The sequence below is a fragment of the Pseudomonas sp. COR18 genome (assembly GCF_048568395.1).
GTDB classification, from domain to species: domain Bacteria; phylum Pseudomonadota; class Gammaproteobacteria; order Pseudomonadales; family Pseudomonadaceae; genus Aquipseudomonas; species Aquipseudomonas fuscovaginae_B.
Genome location: NZ_CP183808.1, coordinates 4,312,409 through 4,329,303, shown reverse-complemented (window position 1 = coordinate 4,329,303; position 16,895 = coordinate 4,312,409). Strand labels below are relative to the sequence as shown.

Below are 16,895 nucleotides of genomic sequence, written 5' to 3'. Positions count from 1 at the left end.
CGGCGCCCTGCTGGTCGGGCTAATCCGTAGCCTGGGGTTCGTTGCTGATGCCGTGGGGAACATGGCCGGTGGCGACCACTTCGCGAGCTCTTTCGCAGTGCCCGGTCTGGTCGTCGAAAAACACATCCGCGGCAAAGGCCTCGAGGAACGCCGACTTGTCCAGGCCACCGAGGAACAGCGACTCGTCGAGGCGGATGTCCCATTCGCGCAAGGTGCGGATCACCCGTTCGTGGGCTGGCGCCGAGCGGGCGGTGACCAACGCGGTGCGGATCGGACAGGCCTCGTCGGCGAACTCGCGCTGCAGCAGGTTGAGCGCCGCCAGGAAGCCCTTGAAAGGCCCGCCACGCAGCGGCTCGCGGGCCGACTGGCGCTCGGCGGCCTGGAAGGCCGCCAGCCCGCCGAGCTGGTAGATCCGCTCCGACTCATCGGAAAACAGCACGGCATCGCCGTCGAAGGCGATGCGCAACTCGGCGCTGGCCGCCCGGCGGGCACCACCGGCCAGGATGGTCGCCGCGGCAAATCCGGCCTCCAGGGCGCTGCGCACGTCTTCAGCGTGGGTCGACAGAAACAGATGACAGCCAAAAGCCGCCAGATAGGGATAGGGAGTACGTCCGCCGGCAAACGCCGCTCGGGAAATATCCAGGCCGTAATGCTGGATCGAGTTGAACACCCGCAGGCCGGTGTCGGCACTGTTGCGCGACACCAGCACCACTTCGACCCGCGAACGCCCCAGGCTGGCATTGAGGCTCAGAAGCTTCTGCACCAGGGGAAACGCCTCACCCGGCTCGAGAATCTCCTCCTCGTGTTCGATCTGATACTTGCGATAGGCCTCCACCCCCTGGCTCAGATAGACCTGATGGCTTTCACTGAGGTCGAACAGCGCCCGCGAGGAAATCGCCAGTACCAACTTGCCGCCAAGGCTGTTTGCCATGATGTTCTCCCGATGGTCTCAGCGGTTGTGCACGTCGATGAAATCCAGAGCCTGATACAGGGCGCGGATCTTCGGCAAGTCACAACCGGCCTCAAGGGCGGCAGCCAGCGGACGGACGTAGATCGCCTCCAGTTCCAGCGCGCGCCTGTGGATAAAGTCGTGGTACATGCTTGGCCAATAGTCCGGCATCTTTTCCGTGACCTTGAACAGGTGCTCGGCGTAGCCGGCAGGCAAGACATGCCCACAGGCCTGCGCGCCCTGCACCACCTCCGCCATGAGTGCCTGTACCAGTTCGCGGCTGCTGGCATCGCTCATCAGCGGCGTAGTGCTGGCCCGCAGCAGCACCGACAGGCCGTTGTACGGCACGTTCCATACCAGCTTCTGCCAGCGCGCCTGCTCCAGGTTGGCCATGGCCCGGGATTCGATACCGGCCAGGCGGAACAGCGCGGCGCCCTCCTCGACCAGCGCCTGGCGGGCGCACTCGTCATCGAACAACGGGCCACTGTGATAACCGAGGTTCACCGAGCCCAGCGCCTGATGCACCACCGCCCCCGGACCGGTGCGATGCACGCAGATGAAGCACAGCCCACCGAGCAGGTGCAGCGAGTCGGGCAGCAACGGACGCAACTGTTCCTCGACACCCAGGCCATTCTGCAACAACAGCACCCGGGCGCCGGGCGCTGCGACCTTGGCGATCAGCGGAGCGAGTTCGGCATTGGCGGTGGCCTTGGCCCCCACCAGCAGCCAGTCGCAGGGCGGCAGGTCTTCGGCCGAAGCATAGGCCTGCACCGGGTTCAGGTGTAGCTGGCCGTGGACAGCACTGTCGATCCGCAACCCATTTTCAGCCACGGCGGAAAACTCGCTGCGCAGTAGAAAGTGCACGTCGAAACCGGCACGCGCCAGCATCACCCCGTAGAACCCGCCGATCGCCCCGGTACCGATGATGCCGATACGCGGCCTGTTCGTTGAAACTGTCATGGCTGCTCCTTTATGCAAAGCTGTCGTGATTCGAGAAACCTCAAGGTCTGGAGCAGTGTCTGCGTCCTGGGCATTTCGCAGCCGGCAGGTGCCAGCATGCCCCCGTAGACACCACCGATGCCCGGCGACGCTGCCTGGTTCATGGCAACTCCTCGGGGACACGCCTCAGGGCCTGCCGCAGTCCCTCGCTCAGCTCACGCAGGGCCAGGGGAGCACGCAGTGCACCCTGGAACCGACCGTCCCGGACCACGAACAGCGCCGGCAGGTGAAAGACCTCGTAGCGCTGGACCAACCCGCCATTGTCACCGGCATCGATCCAGCACAGGCGGTCGACCGGCAACCCCAGCCCCGGCAGTGCCTGGCGGGCGAAACGGCAGGACGCGCAACCGGCACTGGTGAAGATCAGCAATGAAACCCCCGGCAGGTCGAGCAGTTGGCGGTCCGCATCAAAATCGGACAACTCGACCCCCTTCACTATACTGGGGAAAGGTTTTTCCGGTGACCGGCACACGGAGTCGTTTGTCATGGTGCGCTTTCTACCTCATCCCGTAGACGTTCCAGTGAAACTGACCTTGCTCGAACACTCGTGCATCTCGAGGCACCGCCTGCACTGCCTCAGCCTCGGCGGCATCGCCTGCCACTCGCCACGGGCCTGGCGGCATGGCTCGGCCCTGGAGATGCGTATCCCGAGCCTGGGCGACAGCGCATGTTACTCCGGCTACGTGGCCTGGTGCCTGAAACGCAAGCATGTATTTCTGGTGGGCATCGCCTTCGTCGACGAGCAGACCCTGTTCGGCGCGCGCATGGGCGAGCAGATCTGCCAGATCGAACGCTACCGGCGCGCCCGCCAGCAACTCGACGCCGGGCCGCAGAGCATCGAGGCGATTGCCCGCGAATGGGTGCAACGGCATGCCGGCGATTTCTCCCATGCCAGCCTCGAACGACCCTTTACCCGGGCCCTGCTCGATTAATCCGGCCTTTGCCCATTGCCCGGTTACGGCCTAACGCGCTAAGGTTCGGCTCCCCGACACGCTCATATCGCTGTGCTCCGCCGCGCGGGGCTGGCGACGGCACCCGTGACCTGACGAGTAACACGATGGCTGATTTACCGATCAACGACCTTAACGTCGCCTCCAACGAGACGCTGATCACGCCTGATCAGCTCAAGCGTGACATTCCCCTGAGCGAGGCTGCCCTGCGCACCGTGACCCGGGGCCGCGAGGTGATTCGCAACATTCTCGATGGCAAGGACCATCGCCTGTTCGTCGTCATCGGGCCCTGCTCGATCCACGACATCAAGGCTGCCCACGAATATGCCGAACGCCTCAAGGTGCTCGCTGCCGAAGTCTCCGACAGCCTGTACCTGGTGATGCGCGTGTACTTCGAGAAGCCGCGGACCACGGTCGGCTGGAAAGGCCTGATCAACGACCCGTACCTGGATGACTCGTTCAAGATCCAGGATGGCCTGCACATCGGTCGCCAACTGCTGCTGGACCTGGCCGAAATGGGCCTGCCCACCGCCACCGAAGCGCTCGACCCGATCTCGCCACAGTACCTGCAGGACCTGATCAGCTGGTCGGCCATCGGTGCCCGTACCACCGAATCCCAGACCCACCGCGAAATGGCTTCCGGCCTGTCCTCGGCGGTCGGCTTCAAGAACGGTACCGATGGCGGCCTGACCGTGGCGATCAACGCCCTGCAGTCGGTCTCCAAGCCGCACCGCTTCCTCGGCATCAACCAGGAAGGCGGCGTGTCGATCGTCACCACCAAGGGCAACGCCTACGGTCACGTGGTGCTGCGCGGCGGCAACGGCAAGCCCAACTATGACTCGGTGAGCGTTGCGCTCTGCGAGCAGGCGTTGAGCAAGGCCGGGATCAAGAACAACATCATGGTCGATTGCAGCCACGCCAACTCCAACAAGGACCCGGCGCTGCAACCGCTGGTGATGGAGAACGTCGCCAACCAGATCCTCGAAGGCAACCAGTCGATCATCGGCCTGATGGTCGAAAGCCACCTGAACTGGGGCTGCCAGGCAATTCCGAAGGACCTCGCCGACCTGCAGTACGGCGTGTCGATCACCGACGCCTGCATCGACTGGGACAGCACCGAGAAAACCTTGCGCAGCATGCACGCCAAGCTCAAGGACGTACTGCCCAAGCGGGCCCGCGGCTGATCGCGGAGCGATTGCGCAGAAACAAAGACGCCGGGCAATGCCCGGCGTTTTCATGTCTGTTCGATAGGATCAGGTCTTCGCGGCGTGCCGCTGATGCCGTTCCATGTAGCGTTCCACATAGGAGCAGGAAGGGATGACGGTGTACCCCATGCGTTCGGCGTACTCCAGCGCCTGCTCGGTCAGCGCCGCCGCAATGCCTCGGCCACGCAACGCGTTGGGCACGAAGGTGCGGTAGATATCCAGGGTCTGCTTACCCAGGTCCATATAGGTCAGGTAGGCACGATGACCGTCCACATTGGTCTCGAACTGATGACCAGCCTGGTCATGGTGGATGGACAACGCCTCGCTCATCACTACTCCTCGCGGGTCTTGGTATTCGACCCTACCTTACCGATGTTTTTCCGGCGAAGGAACCTCTACGCCACCCCGTGCCTGTTTGGACAACGAGAACAGCCGACCGCTCCCTGAAAAAAACGAGCACGTATCAAATAGTAGGCACCCTTGGCAAAAATGCTCAAGACACGCTCGTCACGTCGCCCGGCACCGTTCGGATCATGGCACGGGCCAACACTCCCTTGCGGGCGAGAAGCTGAACATGGGCTGAAAATTGCCGGAATGTCATGTTGTATGACGCACACTCCCGGTTAAAGTCACTTTCCAACTAGCAAAAGATACTCCCCGCCACGTGGACGGTAGGGAACAAGAGTTACCCGTTGCGGTCAGAACGAGGCCTGGATACAACCGGACACTTGCCACCTGTTGCATGACGGGCCGACTGAAGATCGCATAAAGCGCTCGGAACGGGCTTTACCACTGTATGTTTTTTATACAGTGCCAGGCAAAGTTAGCTGAAAAACATTCTGTACCAAGAATTTTTTTTGCTTCTTGCGTTACGTCAGTTTACTTACTACAAGTAATAGGTAGTATGTACGCCGGCTATTTCCTCACTCTGGGGTTATGGTCATTAATAGAAAGTCCTTGAAGGGGAACACGATGAACAACGTTCTGAAATTCTCGGCTCTGGCCCTGGCCGCTGTACTGGCTACCGGTTGCAGCAGCGCATCGAAAGAAACCGAAGCTCGTCTGACTGCTACCGAAGACGCAGCTGCTCGTGCTCAGGCTCGTGCTGACGAAGCCTACCGCAAAGCTGATGAAGCTCTGGCTGCTGCTCAAAAAGCACAACAGACTGCTGACGAAGCTAACGAGCGCGCTCTGCGCATGCTGGAAAAAGCAAGCCGCAAGTAATAGTCCTTCGGGGCTGTTATCAAGCCGATCCATCCTTGGGTCGGCTTTTTTATGCCCGCCCGCTTTATGGGCGGGCATGAAAAACCCGCCTGGCGCGCAAGGCCACAGGCGGGTCGTTCGAAGCCGTTACTGCTGCAGGTCGATCGGTGCGCTCGAGACCACCGGCGCCGCGCCCGGCACAGCGATTTCGGTCGGCAGACCATCTTCGGCCGCGACCACGTCGCGCACCTGGTCCCAGTTCACCCGCAGGTTCTTCGCCAGGTCGTCACGCTTGAGCAGGGCGTTGATCACCGCAGTGTGCTTGTCGACCACCGAAGGGTTGCCATTGTCGTCCAGCGGCGTGTGCGCCTCCAGGTAGACCTTGCCGCCACTGATGCCGAACTTGTAGGCCTCGTTGATGATCCGCACCGAGGTGCCGACCGGCACCATGCCGGCCATCTCCAGCACGTTGTTGTTGAACATGCGGAAGCAGCCGTGACTGGTACGGGTACCGATACCGAACTTCATGTTCGAACCGTGAATCAGGTAGCCCGGCGTGCCCAGGGTGAACTTGAACGGGCCCAGCGGATTGTCCGGACCGGCCGGCACCACGTTGGGCAGCGGATCGCCGTTGGCGGCATGTTCGGCCTTGATCGAGGCCGGCGGCGTCCAGGTCGGGTTCGGCGTCTTGGCGGTGATGGTGGTGTGGGCGATCGGCGAGCCCCAGCCTTCACGCCCGATACCCAGCGGGAAGGTGTAGACCACGTTGCGTCCCTTGGGGAAGTAGTACAGGCGATATTCGGCCAGGTTGATCACGATGCCTTCACGGGGCCCCGGCGGCAGGATGAAGCGGGTCGGCAGGACGATATCGGTACCCGCACCCGGCAACCAGGCGTCGACCCCCGGGTTGGCCGCGACCATCTCCGAGTAGCCCAGGTCGTAGGTGGTACCGAGGTCGGCAAAGGTATCTTCATACTTGGCCTTGATCACCTGGACCTGGCCGACGATATCCTCGCCCGGCGGCGGCAACGGCAATTCCAGCGCGGAAACGGGACCCGCCGCACACAGGGCGGCAATGGACAGGCAACGGGTGACGGCAGGAAAGCGCGACAGCATCCGGGAAATCCTTCGCATGATCATCGGAGAAATAAAGTTCGATTGTACACCTGCCGCCAGCCGCCCGGCAGGACATTGGCGGCGCTTCAGCTGGCAGACAGGCAGGTTTTACAGTTCGAAACGCAATTCCGGCCAGATCGGTGGCGTACCGCGTTTCTGGGACTCGAGAATCGCCCGGCAGAACGGGCACAGGCGCTGGTCGCGGAAAATCGACTTGTCCACCCCCGACCAGCGCGGCTGCGCCGGCAGCAGGCTGCCACAGAGCGTGCGATCGGCGGAGCCACCCAGTTCCAGCTGACGCGTGACCAGATGCACCCGCACTTCCTGGCAGGCGAACAGATCCAGCTGCTCGTCGGGCTCGATCAGTTGGTAGGCAAATAGGGACCAGGCGGGACGCTGCATCGGGGGCTCCTGACAGGGGGGCGCCACATTAGCCGAAAAACCGCCGGTAAAAAAGCTCAAAGCAGCGGTTTCAGGGTCGGCCAGACGTTATTGAGCAACTTGTCCTGACCAGCGGGCCCCGGGTGGATCCCGTCGGCCTGCATCAGCTCCGGATGGCCGCCCACGCCCTCGAGAAAAAATGGCACCAGCGCGACGTTTTTCTCTTTGGCCAGGGCCGGGTAGACCTCGGCGAACGCCTGGGTGTAGCGGGCACCGTAATTGGGTGGCAACTGCATGCCGAGCAACAGCACCTTGGCCCCGCTGGCCCGGGAGTTGTCGATCATCGATGCAAGATTTTGTTTCAATTGCGTAGGAAGCTGCCCACGCAGGCCATCGTTGCCACCCAACTCGATGATCACCAGCTCCGGCTTGTGCTGCGCAAGCAGCGCCGGCAGCCGCGCCTGGCCGCCTGCACTGGTGTCGCCGCTGATGGAGGCATTGACCACCTTGTCCTTGAAACCCTCGTCCCTGAGCCGCTTTTCCAGCAGGGCGACCCAGCCGACACGGGTATCCAGGCCGAAAGCCGCGCTGATACTATCGCCAACGATCAGGACCGTGCCCGCCGCCGCATTCTGAGCCATGCACATCAGCGCCAGGCCGGCACTCAAAAACCAAACTCGCATCGGATTCTCCATGGGCGAAAGCATTCTCACCGCGCAGAACCTTAGCAAAGTGGTTTCCAGCACGGAAGGCGAACTGACCATCCTGCACCCTCTTTCCCTGCACCTGAACAAGGGTGACAGCCTGGCCATCGTCGGCGCGTCCGGCTCCGGCAAATCCACCCTGCTCGGCCTGCTGGCCGGCCTCGACCTGCCCAGTGGCGGCGAAGTGACCCTGGCCGGACGCGCCCTGAGCAGCCTCGACGAAGACCAGCGCGCGCGTATCCGCGCCGAGCATGTCGGCTTCGTGTTCCAGAGTTTCCAACTGCTCGACAGCCTCAATGCCCTGGAAAACGTCATGCTGCCACTGGAGCTGGACGGCCGCAGCGACGCCCGGGAACGCGCCCGCGGCCTGCTGGAACGGGTCGGCCTGGGCAAGCGGCTGACCCACTCGCCACGGCAGTTGTCCGGCGGCGAACAGCAGCGGGTGGCCATCGCCCGGGCCTTTGCCGCCGAGCCGGACGTACTCTTCGCCGACGAGCCCACCGGCAACCTCGACAGCCACACCGGCGAACGCATCAGCGACCTGCTGTTCGAACTGAACAAGGAGCGCGGCACCACCCTGGTGCTGGTGACCCATGACGAACGCCTGGCCCATCGCTGCCGGCGCCTGATCCGCCTTGATGCCGGCCAGCTGGTCGCGCCCCTGGAGCCTTGATGGCACGCCTGCCGCTGTTGCGCCTGTTCAGTCTCGCCACCCGCCAACTGCAGCGCGATGCCCGCGCCGGCGAGTTGCGGGTGCTGTTTTTCGCCCTGCTGGTCGCCGTGGCGGCCAGTACCGCGATCGGTTATTTCGGTGCCCGCCTGAACGGCGCGATGATGCTGCGTGCCACCGAATTCCTCGCCGCCGACCTGGTGCTCGACGGTACCTCCAAGGCTCGTCCGGAGCAGGTCCAGAGTGGCCGCGAGCTCGGTCTCGAGCATGCCCGGGTGGTCGAGTTCTCCAGTGTGATCGCCACCGACAATGGCATCCAGCTCTCGAGCATCAAGGCGGCGGACGAGCACTACCCCCTGCGTGGCGAGCTCAGGAGCGCCGCCGAGCCCTTCGGCGCCGAAACCGCCGGCGGCGGCCCAACCCCTGGTGAAGCCTGGGTCGAGGCGCGACTGATGACCGCCCTGAATCTGAAGATCGGCGACAGCATCGACGTCGGCATGAAGACCGTCCGTATCGCCCGGGTGCTCACCTACGAACCGGACCGTGCCGCCAATTTCTACAGCCTGACCCCGCGGGTGCTGATCAACCTGGCGGACCTGGAAGCCACCGGTGTGGTGCAACCCGGCAGCCGGGTCAATTTCCGCGAGCTCTGGCGGGGTCCGGCCAGCGCCCTGGCGACCTATCGCGACCTGCTCAAGCCGGGGCTGGCGGCCAACCAGCGGCTGCTCGACGCCCGCGACGGCAACCAGCAGATCGGCGGCGCCCTGGGCAAGGCCGAGCGCTACCTGAACATGGCGAGCCTGGTCGCGGTGCTGCTGTCCGGCGTGGCGGTGGCGCTCAGCGCCAGCCGTTTCGCCGCCCGCCGCTTCGATGCCAGTGCGCTGTTACGCTGCCTGGGGCTGTCGCGCCGGGAAACCATGACCCTGTTCAGCCTGCAACTGGCGATCCTCGGCCTGCTCGCCAGCATCAGCGGCGCCCTGCTCGGCTGGCTGGCCCAACTGGGCCTGTTCCAGTTGCTGCACAACCTGCTGCCCGCCGATGTGCCACCCGGCGGCCTGACACCGGCACTGGCCGGCATCGGTACCGGGCTAGTGGCCCTGGCCGGCTTCGCCCTGCCGCCGCTGGCGGCGCTGGGCCGAGTGCCACCGCTGCGGGTACTGCGCCGCGACCTGCTGCCGATTCCCGCCAGCACCTGGATGGTCTACGGCACCGCGCTGCTGGCCCTCGGCCTGATCATGTGGCGCCTGAGCCTGGACCTGGTACTGACCTTCGCCCTGCTCGGTGGCGGCGTGATTGCCGCCCTGTTGCTCGGCGGCCTGATGCTGCTCGGCTTGCAGAGCCTGCGCCGGCTGCTGGCCCAGGCCTCACTGCCCTGGCGCCTGGGTCTGGGCCAGTTGCTGCGCCATCCACTGGCCGCCGCCGGGCAATCCCTGGCCTTCGGCCTGATCCTGCTGTCCATGGCCCTGATCGCGCTGCTGCGCGGCGAACTGCTGGACACCTGGCAGAACCAGTTGCCGAAGAACGCACCGAACTACTTCGCGCTGAACATCCTGCCCGCGGACAAGGACGGTTTCCGCGCTCACCTGATCAGGCTGTCGGCACAGTCGGCACCGATCTACCCGGTGGTGCCGGGGCGCCTGATCAGCATCAACGGCGAGCCGGTGCAGGACATCGTCAGCAAGGACACCGCCGGCGACCGGGCGATCCAGCGCGACCTCAGCCTGACCTGGGCCGCCGACCTGCCGGCGGGCAATAGCCTGACCGCCGGCAACTGGTGGTCGAACCTGCCCGGCAGCGACATTCCCGAGGTGTCGGTGGAGGCCAAGGTGGCCACCAGCCTGAAGATCAAGCTGGGCGACCACCTGGTGTTCAGCGTCGGTGGCAGCCAGCGCGAGGCGCGGGTCAGCAGCCTGCGCAGCATCAACTGGGACAACTTCCAGCCGAACTTCTTCATGATCTTCCAACCCGGCACCTTGCAGGACCTGCCGGCCACCTACCTGACCAGCTTCTATCTGGCGCCCGGTCACGACAAGGACATCGTCGAGCTGTCCCGGGCCTTCCCGGCGGCGACCATCCTGCAGGTCGAGGCCCTGCTCGAACAGTTGCGCAGCATCCTCGCGCAGGTCACCATCGCGGTGGAATACGTACTGCTGTTCGTCCTGGCGGCGGGCATGGCGGTGCTGTTCTCCGGCCTGCAGGCAACCCTGGACGAACGCATTCGCCAGGGGGCCCTGGTGCGGGCGCTGGGTGCGCAACGGCGGTTGCTGGTCAAGGCGCGGCGAATCGAATTCGGCCTGCTCGGTGCCGCCAGTGGCCTGCTCGCCGCGCTCGGCGCGGAACTGGTGAGCCTGGTGCTGTACCGGTTCGCCTTCGACCTGCCCTGGCACCCGCATCCCTGGCTGTTGCTGCTGCCGCTGATCGGCGCCCTGATGATCGGCGGTGCCGGCGTCTTCGGCACCCGTCGGGCGCTGAATGCCAGCCCGCTGACAGTGCTGCGCGAGGGCTGATAGACTCGCGCCCTGTTTGTCCAATGGAATGACGATGAGCCGTTATCGCCCTCCCCGCGCCGCTGGCACCGCCCTGATCACCCCCGAGGGCGAGGCCCGCATGCGCGCCGAACTGCATGAACTGTGGCACGTGCGCCGGCCGCAGGTCACGCAAGCGGTCAGCGAGGCGGCCGCCCAGGGCGATCGTTCGGAAAATGCCGAATACACCTATGGCAAGAAGATGCTGCGCGAGATCGACAGCCGCGTGCGCTTCCTGACCAAGCGCCTGGAAAACCTCAAGGTGGTCGGCGAACGCCCAAGCGATCCGAACAAGGTTTATTTCGGCGCCTGGGTCACCATCGAGAACGAGGAGGGCAAGGAGTCGCGCTACCGCATCGTCGGCCCGGACGAACTGGACCTGAAGCTGAACCTGATCAGCATCGACTCACCCCTGGCCCGTGCCCTGATCGGCAAGACGCTGGATGCCGAAGTGCGGGTGATGACCCCGACGGGCGAGCAACTGGTGTACATCACGGCAATCGACTATCCCTGATTCGCGGCGCCCACTTCGCGGATGAATCCGGCTCCCACAGTGCCAGCGTCGTTCGCAGGATTCATGCACGGTGCGAGCACTTGTGGGAGCCGGATGTATCCGCGAAGGGCCTCACCCAAATCCCTTAAAGACTCACCGCCGGGTGATCAGCCCCTGCCGCGCCACCCGCGTCAACTGCCGAATCACCGCCTCGGCCCGCTCCGCACTCGGCGACTGGATCACCGCCATGTCGAAACTGTCGCTGGCAAAGCGCTCCAGCGAATCGCCATCCTCGGCAAACTGGATCAGGAACGCCGAAGCCCGTCCCTTGCGACGCGGCCAGCCGTCCAGGCAACGCAGCAGCGTCGGCTGATTCTGGCCGCACAGGAGAATTTTCGGGTTGCGTTCGGGAAGGTTGGCCGTGATCGGCACCAGACGTACAACAGGGCGTGGATTGTTCAACGTGCGTGTCTCCGCCTCAACGATCTGCCGGGCAGGTGTGAGGCAACACCGAACCAGCGCTTTAGCGGTATTTCGAAGCCTGGACCAGGCCTCTGGCGGAGTGCTGTGGACTCCCCTGGCGCCCCGCAAGTAGCTGTTTAAATCGGCGCATGCAAAGCATCCTAGAGAAGCGCGGGGGGCACTGTCAAGAATCGCGCCGGACGGTGTCCCGTAAAAACATGACAACGAAAAAGGCCCGCAAGTGCGGGCCTTTGGTGATCATCGGGGGATATCAGCGGTTGATGATGCCATCGACCGAGGCCTTGCCGGCGCCTTCGATCAGCACGGCGAGGGTGCCACCCAGCAGCGCCAGGGCGAACTCGTAGCCGTTGTTGCTCATGAACAGGCCGTTGTGGATGTGCACCGAGAGGATCGCCACCACCAGGGTGAAGGTCAGGCCCAACGCCGCAGGACGTGCCAGCAGGCCGATGATCAGCGCCAGGCCGCCGAAGAACTCGGTGCCGCCAGCCAGCAGCGCCATCAGGTGGCCCGGTGCCAGGCCGATGCTTTCCATCCACTGTGCGGTACCCGCCAGGCCATAGCCACCGAACAGGCCGAAGAGTTTTTGCGCGCCGTGGGCGGCGAAGATGATCCCCACCAGAATCCGCAGGACGGTGAGGCCGTAGCCGGCACGGGTGTTCAGAACGCGTTGGGTCAGAGTGCTCATGGTTGAATCCTTAATTCAAATGTCGAGTTGATGGGCGCCATACTAATCAGTTTTTAAAATGAAAAAAGCGCAAAAAACCTGACATAACAATCGAACTATTCGATCATTTCCGTGAGACAATCTTCCTTCCGTTGTGTTCCAGAGAATCCCTTTCCAGGGAACCGCGCTCCCGATCGAACGCCAGGTAATACTTGTTCACACTATTAACATAGTTGACCGGAGCCATTCCTACCTGCTCCATCGCCACCCGTTCAACCTGGAAAAACCACTGGTTGGGATTCAGGCCGCGCCGCCGCGCCTCGGTGCGCATGCCCTGGACCCGCTCGGGGCCCATGTTGTAGGCGGCCAGGACAAAAGCCATGCGTTCGCGTTCGTTGAGCTTGGGGCTGGCGAAGAACTTGCGGCGGATCATCGCCAGGTAGCGGGCTGCGGCCTGCACGTTGTTATCGACATTCTGGATATTGCCCACCCCGACCCGCTGGGCCGCCGACGGGGTAATCTGCAACAACCCGGTGGCACCACTCGCGCCACGGGCGTTGGGATCCAGCGCCGACTCCTTGAACGCCAGCGCCGCCAGGTTCAGCCAGTCAATACCCTGGGCCTGGGCATGCCGCTGCAGCACCGGCCGCAGCTTCTCCAGCTTCTGCCGGTCATCGCGGGCCAGCGGGTAATGCACCTGGTACAGGCGCCGATAGATGCGCAGGAAGGCCGCATCCTGGTCGGAGGGCGATTTGTAGGTCTTGAAAAAACGATCGATGCTGGCCAGCAACATCGACGCGTCACGCCGCACGAACCAGCGCATCTGTCCCGGCTCGCCGACCAGCACCTGCCGGTCGAAGCGCAGCTTGGGCATGATCCTGGCCCAGCGCTCGGCAATCGGCTGCTCGACGACGGTCAGGTGAAAGATCCCGCCCTGGACCATTTCCAGCACGTCCTCCACCGCCAGGCTCGGGTCGACCCATTCGACCTTCACCGGCGCCAGCTTGTGCAGGGCCAGCTTCTGGTTGATCTGGTTCACCGCATCGGCGGCGGCGCTGCCGGTGGCTAGGGTCAGCGTGCGTCCGGAAAGCTGTTCGACCCGGGTAATGCGCTTTTCCCCCTTGAGCCCCACCAGCAGCAGCGGCACCGGGTTGCCGATCGGCTCGCTGGCGCTGACCGCATGCCCGGCTTGCGCCTCGAGCAGTTCGCCCGGCGCGACCAGGTCGCCTTCACCCCGCTGCAGTGCGCCGAGCAACTGGTCCTTGGCCTTGGGGATGAGCTTGAGGGTGATTTCCTGATTGTCCCGGGCATGCCCGTTCAGGTACTGCTCGAAAGCCCGCAGCCGGTGGTACTCGACCCCGATCGCCTCGCCCTGGATTTCTCCCGAGCTGTTGCGACTCTGGTTGACCAGCACCCGCAGGACACGGCTGCCGCGGATTTCCGCCAGGTCGCGGACCTTGCCCGGATGGCCGATTTCCAATGGCCCAGCCAGCCGCGCTACCGCCGGCAACGGCAGCAGGAACAGGCACAGCAGGAGCAACAGCGAGGGTCGCTTCATCCGTTCTCCGCAAAGAATACTGTCCCGCCGCAAGCCCATGGCCTGGTACGGGTCGTTGGAACCGAGCGTCTCTGTGAACGCGAATCAAGGTGCGCAAGACGGGTACGGCAGCGGCCTGAAGGCTGGCACTGCTCGCTTGCGGCCTTAAAAGACAGTCATAACTCGTTGTAGTTCTTGGTTTTTATTATAAATCTACAGCTCTGATATGCTTTGTGGCCTGCGGCCTGAGGACGAACCATGCAACTCATCGATATCGGCGTCAACCTGACCAACTCGGCTTTTTCCGGAAAACACCGGGAAATACTCGACCGCGCACAGGCCGCCGGGGTCTGCCAACTGGTCGTCACCGGCACCAGCATCGAGGGCAGCGAGCAGGCCCTGGAGCTATGCAGGACGCTGGATGAGAGCGGTCGCCAGCTGTTCGCCACGGCTGGTATCCACCCCCACTCCGCCAGCGACTGGAATGCCGACAGTGCCGCTCGTCTGAAAACCCTGCTCAGGGAAGCCAGCGTCTGCGCGGTCGGTGAATGCGGGCTGGATTTCAATCGCGATTTCTCGCCACGCCCGCAACAGGAAAAAGTCCTCGAGGAACACCTGGCCCTGGCGGTGGAACTGCAACTGCCGGTGTTCCTCCACGAACGCGATGCCAACCCGCGCCTGCTGCAGATCCTGCGCGACTACCGCGACCGCCTGCCGGCCGCCGTGGTGCACTGCTTCACCGGCGAACAGCGGGCGCTGTTCAGCTATCTGGACCTGGACCTGCATATCGGCATCACCGGCTGGATCTGCGACGAACGCCGCGGCACCCACCTGCACCCGCTGGTACGGGAAATTCCCCGTGGCCGTCTGATGCTGGAGAGCGATGCGCCCTACCTGCTGCCCCGCAGCCTGCGGCCCAAGCCGAAGAACGGGCGCAACGAACCGGCATTCCTCACCGAAGTCCTGCGTGAAGTGGCCCTGCACCGCGACGAAACCGAGGCCGACCTGGCCGCCCACAGCAGCGCCTGCGCCCGGGCGTTCTTTGGTCTGCCGCCGATTGCTTGACCCATATCAACACGTCTTCACTTCGCGCGGGACACAATGATGGCACCTTGCCAATACTGTTTCCGCTCAATCAGAGAAGACCTTCCATGGGTGCCTGGCTTAGCAATATCTCGCTGAAATACAAATTCTGGGCCGTCAACGCAGTGGCCTTCGTCACCACCCTGTTGCTGGTGCTGTACGCGGTACAGTTGGAGCAGCAGGCCCGCACCGACGCCGCGCGCGCCGCCGCCCAGGCCGAGGCGCGGCTGCTGGCCAGCTGGCCCGCCGGCCAGCCCCTGCCGCAGAACGACCAGTTGCTGGTGTTCCAGAGCGGCCAGACGCCCAGCCTCAACGGCCAGATGCTGCCACGCCTGAGCGACGCCCAGGGCTGGGTCGGCTACGACTACATGCCGCTGTTCGGCGACAACCCTTTGCTCGGTGCCGAAGTGGTCAGCCATGGCACCCAGCGGGTGGCTGTACTCGCCTACGCGCCGAGCCTGGCGCAGGTGTTCGGCGAGCGCTTCACCCAATACGCCGTGGCCGTGTTCATCCTGATGCTGGCGATGCTCTGCGCCTCGCAGTTGCTGATCCGCTTCCTGCTCAGCCAGCTCAACACCCTCAAGGACGTGATGCTGCACGTGGAAAAGACCGGCGACCTGTCCGCCCGCGTGCCGCTGGCGTGCAAGGATGAAGTCGGCCAGATGGCCAGCGCCTTCAACGCCATGCAGGCCGGCTACCAGCGCGTGGTCGGCACCGTCGCCCGCACCGCCGCACAGTTGGATGTCGGCGCGGCGCGCCTGGCCTCGAGCATGAACGATGTGCAGCACGGCATGCTCGGCCAGCAGAGCGAAACCGACCAGGCCGCCACCGCCATCAACGAGATGACCGCGACGGTCTATCACATCGCCCAGCATGCCGGCGCCACCCGCGACCTGTCGAAGACCGCCGACACCCTGGCCGGCAGCGGCCAGGAAGTGGTCAGCCGTGTCCAGCAGTCGATCGCCGGCCTGTCCAGCGGCGTACAGCAGACCGCCGAGATGATCCAGCGCCTGGCCGAGGACAGCCAGAAGATCAACGGCGTGGTCAGTGTGATCCACAGCATCGCCGAGCAGACCAACCTGCTCGCCCTGAACGCGGCGATCGAAGCCGCCCGGGCCGGTGAAATGGGCCGGGGTTTCGCGGTGGTCGCCGACGAGGTGCGCAACCTGGCCAAGCGTGTGCAGACCTCCACCGATGAAATCACCACCATGGTCTCGGCCCTGCAGTCCGGCACCCGCGATGCCGTGGATTTCATGCAGGAAAGCTCGTTCAAGGCCGACGACTGCGTACAACAGGCCCAGGAGGCCGGGGCCGCCCTGGCCGAAATCACCGGCGCGGTGGCGCAGATGCGCGAGAGCAATACCCAGATCGCCGTGGCTGCCGAGCAGCAGAGTCAGGTCGCCGAGGAGATGAACCGGGCCGTGGTGAGCATCCGTGATGTCACCGAAAATACCGTGCAACAGACCGTGGACTCGACCAGCACCAGCAATGAACTGGCGACCCTGGCCGGTGAGCTGAACAGGGCCATTGGCCAGCTCAAGCTATAGGTGCGATAGCAACAGTTGATTCGTCGCCGACGTTTGCCCGGCTTATTCTTGGTCCATCGAATCCACGAACCAAGGGGCATAACCATGGGCAAACGTCATCCCAACCTTCCCGCCTGGCAATGGCGCGTTGCGCCGCAACACTCGAACGATGGCACCCGCGAAGGCCTGCAACTGCTCTCGGTGATCCTGTTTGCCCTGGCCTTCCTGCTGCTGGCCAGCGGAGTGTTCACCCAGGACCTGACCAACGTCGCCATCGGCGTGATCGGCCTGGTCGCCGCAAGCGCAGTGCAGCGCAAGCGGCAGACGCTCGAAGCCTAGTAACCGGACGCCGAAAGCACACCCCTCCTGTAGGAGCACACGGTCCCGGACTGCCCCCAAGAAGTTGG

At 64.1% G+C, this 16,895-nt stretch carries 19 protein-coding genes; 9 read left to right on the top strand and 10 right to left on the bottom strand.

The genetic code is table 11. The annotated features are described in order from the left end of the window. Nucleotides 1-19: 19 nt before the first annotated feature. From ACM62G_RS20020 to ACM62G_RS20010, 3 genes are all read right to left on the bottom strand, one after another. Nucleotides 20-931, bottom strand: coding sequence for a 5'-nucleotidase (locus tag ACM62G_RS20020; protein WP_054063046.1), 912 nt, complete (start codon nucleotides 929-931; stop codon nucleotides 20-22). A gap of 18 nt (nucleotides 932-949) precedes the next feature. Further along, nucleotides 950-1,909, bottom strand: a complete 960-nt coding sequence (locus ACM62G_RS20015; protein WP_273825191.1) for a putative 2-dehydropantoate 2-reductase — start codon at nucleotides 1,907-1,909, stop codon at nucleotides 950-952. Between the two features lie 139 nt (nucleotides 1,910-2,048). Further along, nucleotides 2,049-2,435 carry a thioredoxin family protein gene (locus ACM62G_RS20010; RefSeq protein WP_273825189.1) on the bottom strand — a complete coding sequence of 129 codons (387 nt, stop codon included), beginning with the start codon at nucleotides 2,433-2,435 and terminating at the stop codon, nucleotides 2,049-2,051. Here ACM62G_RS20010 and ACM62G_RS20005 point away from each other — a divergent pair. Further along, nucleotides 2,434-2,880, top strand: coding sequence for a PilZ domain-containing protein (locus tag ACM62G_RS20005; RefSeq protein ID WP_054060739.1), 447 nt, complete (start codon nucleotides 2,434-2,436; stop codon nucleotides 2,878-2,880). The genes ACM62G_RS20010 and ACM62G_RS20005 overlap by 2 nt on opposite strands. Before the next feature lie 125 nt (nucleotides 2,881-3,005). Then, the gene (locus ACM62G_RS20000; RefSeq protein ID WP_054060740.1) at nucleotides 3,006-4,082 is read left to right on the top strand and encodes a 3-deoxy-7-phosphoheptulonate synthase; all 1,077 of its coding nucleotides are present in this window, start codon (nucleotides 3,006-3,008) and stop codon (nucleotides 4,080-4,082) included. A 69-nt stretch (nucleotides 4,083-4,151) separates the two neighbouring features. Here the strand turns inward: ACM62G_RS20000 and ACM62G_RS19995 are convergent, their stop codons facing one another. Then, nucleotides 4,152-4,433, bottom strand: coding sequence for a GNAT family N-acetyltransferase (locus ACM62G_RS19995; protein WP_010448985.1), 282 nt, complete (start codon nucleotides 4,431-4,433; stop codon nucleotides 4,152-4,154). Between the two features lie 642 nt (nucleotides 4,434-5,075). Between ACM62G_RS19995 and oprI the strand changes: the two genes are divergently transcribed. Further along, nucleotides 5,076-5,327, top strand: coding sequence for an outer membrane lipoprotei OprI (gene oprI, locus ACM62G_RS19990; RefSeq protein ID WP_011335311.1), 252 nt, complete (start codon nucleotides 5,076-5,078; stop codon nucleotides 5,325-5,327). Between the two features lie 126 nt (nucleotides 5,328-5,453). On the opposite strand, the gene ACM62G_RS19985 is transcribed toward oprI, so the two are convergent. The 3 genes from ACM62G_RS19985 to ACM62G_RS19975 all read right to left on the bottom strand — a co-directional run bounded on the left by ACM62G_RS19985 (nucleotide 5,454) and on the right by ACM62G_RS19975 (nucleotide 7,486). Beyond that, complete coding sequence (locus tag ACM62G_RS19985) at nucleotides 5,454-6,422, bottom strand: L,D-transpeptidase family protein (RefSeq protein ID WP_419735385.1); 969 nt, start codon at nucleotides 6,420-6,422, stop codon at nucleotides 5,454-5,456. A 108-nt stretch (nucleotides 6,423-6,530) separates the two neighbouring features. Further along, nucleotides 6,531-6,824 (bottom strand): hypothetical protein, encoded by a 294-nt coding sequence (locus ACM62G_RS19980; RefSeq protein WP_054060742.1) that lies wholly within the window; start codon nucleotides 6,822-6,824, stop codon nucleotides 6,531-6,533. Between the two features lie 56 nt (nucleotides 6,825-6,880). Continuing rightward, nucleotides 6,881-7,486: an arylesterase gene (locus ACM62G_RS19975; protein WP_273825157.1), complete on the bottom strand. Its 606-nt coding sequence runs from the start codon at nucleotides 7,484-7,486 to the stop codon at nucleotides 6,881-6,883. Nucleotides 7,487-7,496: 10 nt separating this feature from the next. Here ACM62G_RS19975 and ACM62G_RS19970 point away from each other — a divergent pair, with 10 nt between their 5' ends. The 3 genes from ACM62G_RS19970 to greB are packed head-to-tail and all read left to right on the top strand — an operon-like array spanning nucleotide 7,497 to nucleotide 11,216. Further along, nucleotides 7,497-8,180: an ABC transporter ATP-binding protein gene (locus ACM62G_RS19970; protein ID WP_054063047.1), complete on the top strand. Its 684-nt coding sequence runs from the start codon at nucleotides 7,497-7,499 to the stop codon at nucleotides 8,178-8,180. After that, nucleotides 8,180-10,684 carry an ABC transporter permease gene (locus tag ACM62G_RS19965; RefSeq protein WP_416770110.1) on the top strand — a complete coding sequence of 835 codons (2,505 nt, stop codon included), beginning with the start codon at nucleotides 8,180-8,182 and terminating at the stop codon, nucleotides 10,682-10,684. The genes ACM62G_RS19970 and ACM62G_RS19965 overlap by 1 nt, the downstream gene beginning before the upstream one ends. Nucleotides 10,685-10,718: 34 nt before the next feature. Then, nucleotides 10,719-11,216 carry a transcription elongation factor GreB gene (gene greB / locus ACM62G_RS19960; RefSeq protein ID WP_419735384.1) on the top strand — a complete coding sequence of 166 codons (498 nt, stop codon included), beginning with the start codon at nucleotides 10,719-10,721 and terminating at the stop codon, nucleotides 11,214-11,216. Nucleotides 11,217-11,348: 132 nt separating this feature from the next. On the opposite strand, the gene ACM62G_RS19955 is transcribed toward greB, so the two are convergent. From ACM62G_RS19955 to ACM62G_RS19945, 3 genes are all read right to left on the bottom strand, one after another. Then, entirely contained in the window at nucleotides 11,349-11,657 is a 309-nt protein-coding gene (locus ACM62G_RS19955; RefSeq protein ID WP_054060667.1) for a hypothetical protein, read from the bottom strand. 271 nt (nucleotides 11,658-11,928) lie between these two features. Then, nucleotides 11,929-12,363 (bottom strand): DoxX family protein, encoded by a 435-nt coding sequence (locus ACM62G_RS19950; RefSeq protein ID WP_054060668.1) that lies wholly within the window; start codon nucleotides 12,361-12,363, stop codon nucleotides 11,929-11,931. Between the two features lie 103 nt (nucleotides 12,364-12,466). Then, nucleotides 12,467-13,900 carry a transglycosylase SLT domain-containing protein gene (locus ACM62G_RS19945; RefSeq protein ID WP_054063049.1) on the bottom strand — a complete coding sequence of 478 codons (1,434 nt, stop codon included), beginning with the start codon at nucleotides 13,898-13,900 and terminating at the stop codon, nucleotides 12,467-12,469. A gap of 237 nt (nucleotides 13,901-14,137) precedes the next feature. Between ACM62G_RS19945 and ACM62G_RS19940 the strand changes: the two genes are divergently transcribed. The 3 genes from ACM62G_RS19940 (at nucleotide 14,138) to ACM62G_RS19930 (ending at nucleotide 16,827) form a co-directional block, all read left to right on the top strand. Further along, nucleotides 14,138-14,944 carry a TatD family hydrolase gene (locus tag ACM62G_RS19940; protein ID WP_419735383.1) on the top strand — a complete coding sequence of 269 codons (807 nt, stop codon included), beginning with the start codon at nucleotides 14,138-14,140 and terminating at the stop codon, nucleotides 14,942-14,944. Nucleotides 14,945-15,030: 86 nt separating this feature from the next. After that, a complete protein-coding gene (locus tag ACM62G_RS19935) occupies nucleotides 15,031-16,509 on the top strand; it encodes a methyl-accepting chemotaxis protein (protein WP_273825148.1) in 1,479 nt (492 codons plus the stop codon). Nucleotides 16,510-16,593: 84 nt separating this feature from the next. Further along, nucleotides 16,594-16,827 carry a hypothetical protein gene (locus tag ACM62G_RS19930; RefSeq protein WP_054061531.1) on the top strand — a complete coding sequence of 78 codons (234 nt, stop codon included), beginning with the start codon at nucleotides 16,594-16,596 and terminating at the stop codon, nucleotides 16,825-16,827. Nucleotides 16,828-16,895: the final 68 nt, after the last annotated feature.

Coding starts and splice junctions, on each gene's coding strand:
- ACM62G_RS20020 (WP_054063046.1), bottom strand. CDS start 931: ATGGCAAACAGCCTTGGCGGCAAGTTGGTACTGGCGATTTCCTCGCGG.
- ACM62G_RS20015 (WP_273825191.1), bottom strand. CDS start 1,909: ATGACAGTTTCAACGAACAGGCCGCGTATCGGCATCATCGGTACCGGG.
- ACM62G_RS20005 (WP_054060739.1), top strand. CDS start 2,434: ATGGTGCGCTTTCTACCTCATCCCGTAGACGTTCCAGTGAAACTGACC.
- ACM62G_RS20010 (WP_273825189.1), bottom strand. CDS start 2,435: ATGACAAACGACTCCGTGTGCCGGTCACCGGAAAAACCTTTCCCCAGT.
- ACM62G_RS20000 (WP_054060740.1), top strand. CDS start 3,006: ATGGCTGATTTACCGATCAACGACCTTAACGTCGCCTCCAACGAGACG.
- ACM62G_RS19995 (WP_010448985.1), bottom strand. CDS start 4,433: ATGAGCGAGGCGTTGTCCATCCACCATGACCAGGCTGGTCATCAGTTC.
- oprI (WP_011335311.1), top strand. CDS start 5,076: ATGAACAACGTTCTGAAATTCTCGGCTCTGGCCCTGGCCGCTGTACTG.
- ACM62G_RS19985 (WP_419735385.1), bottom strand. CDS start 6,422: ATGCTGTCGCGCTTTCCTGCCGTCACCCGTTGCCTGTCCATTGCCGCC.
- ACM62G_RS19980 (WP_054060742.1), bottom strand. CDS start 6,824: ATGCAGCGTCCCGCCTGGTCCCTATTTGCCTACCAACTGATCGAGCCC.
- ACM62G_RS19975 (WP_273825157.1), bottom strand. CDS start 7,486: ATGCGAGTTTGGTTTTTGAGTGCCGGCCTGGCGCTGATGTGCATGGCT.
- ACM62G_RS19970 (WP_054063047.1), top strand. CDS start 7,497: ATGGGCGAAAGCATTCTCACCGCGCAGAACCTTAGCAAAGTGGTTTCC.
- ACM62G_RS19965 (WP_416770110.1), top strand. CDS start 8,180: ATGGCACGCCTGCCGCTGTTGCGCCTGTTCAGTCTCGCCACCCGCCAA.
- greB (WP_419735384.1), top strand. CDS start 10,719: ATGAGCCGTTATCGCCCTCCCCGCGCCGCTGGCACCGCCCTGATCACC.
- ACM62G_RS19950 (WP_054060668.1), bottom strand. CDS start 12,363: ATGAGCACTCTGACCCAACGCGTTCTGAACACCCGTGCCGGCTACGGC.
- ACM62G_RS19945 (WP_054063049.1), bottom strand. CDS start 13,900: ATGAAGCGACCCTCGCTGTTGCTCCTGCTGTGCCTGTTCCTGCTGCCG.
- ACM62G_RS19940 (WP_419735383.1), top strand. CDS start 14,138: ATGCAACTCATCGATATCGGCGTCAACCTGACCAACTCGGCTTTTTCC.
- ACM62G_RS19935 (WP_273825148.1), top strand. CDS start 15,031: ATGGGTGCCTGGCTTAGCAATATCTCGCTGAAATACAAATTCTGGGCC.
- ACM62G_RS19930 (WP_054061531.1), top strand. CDS start 16,594: ATGGGCAAACGTCATCCCAACCTTCCCGCCTGGCAATGGCGCGTTGCG.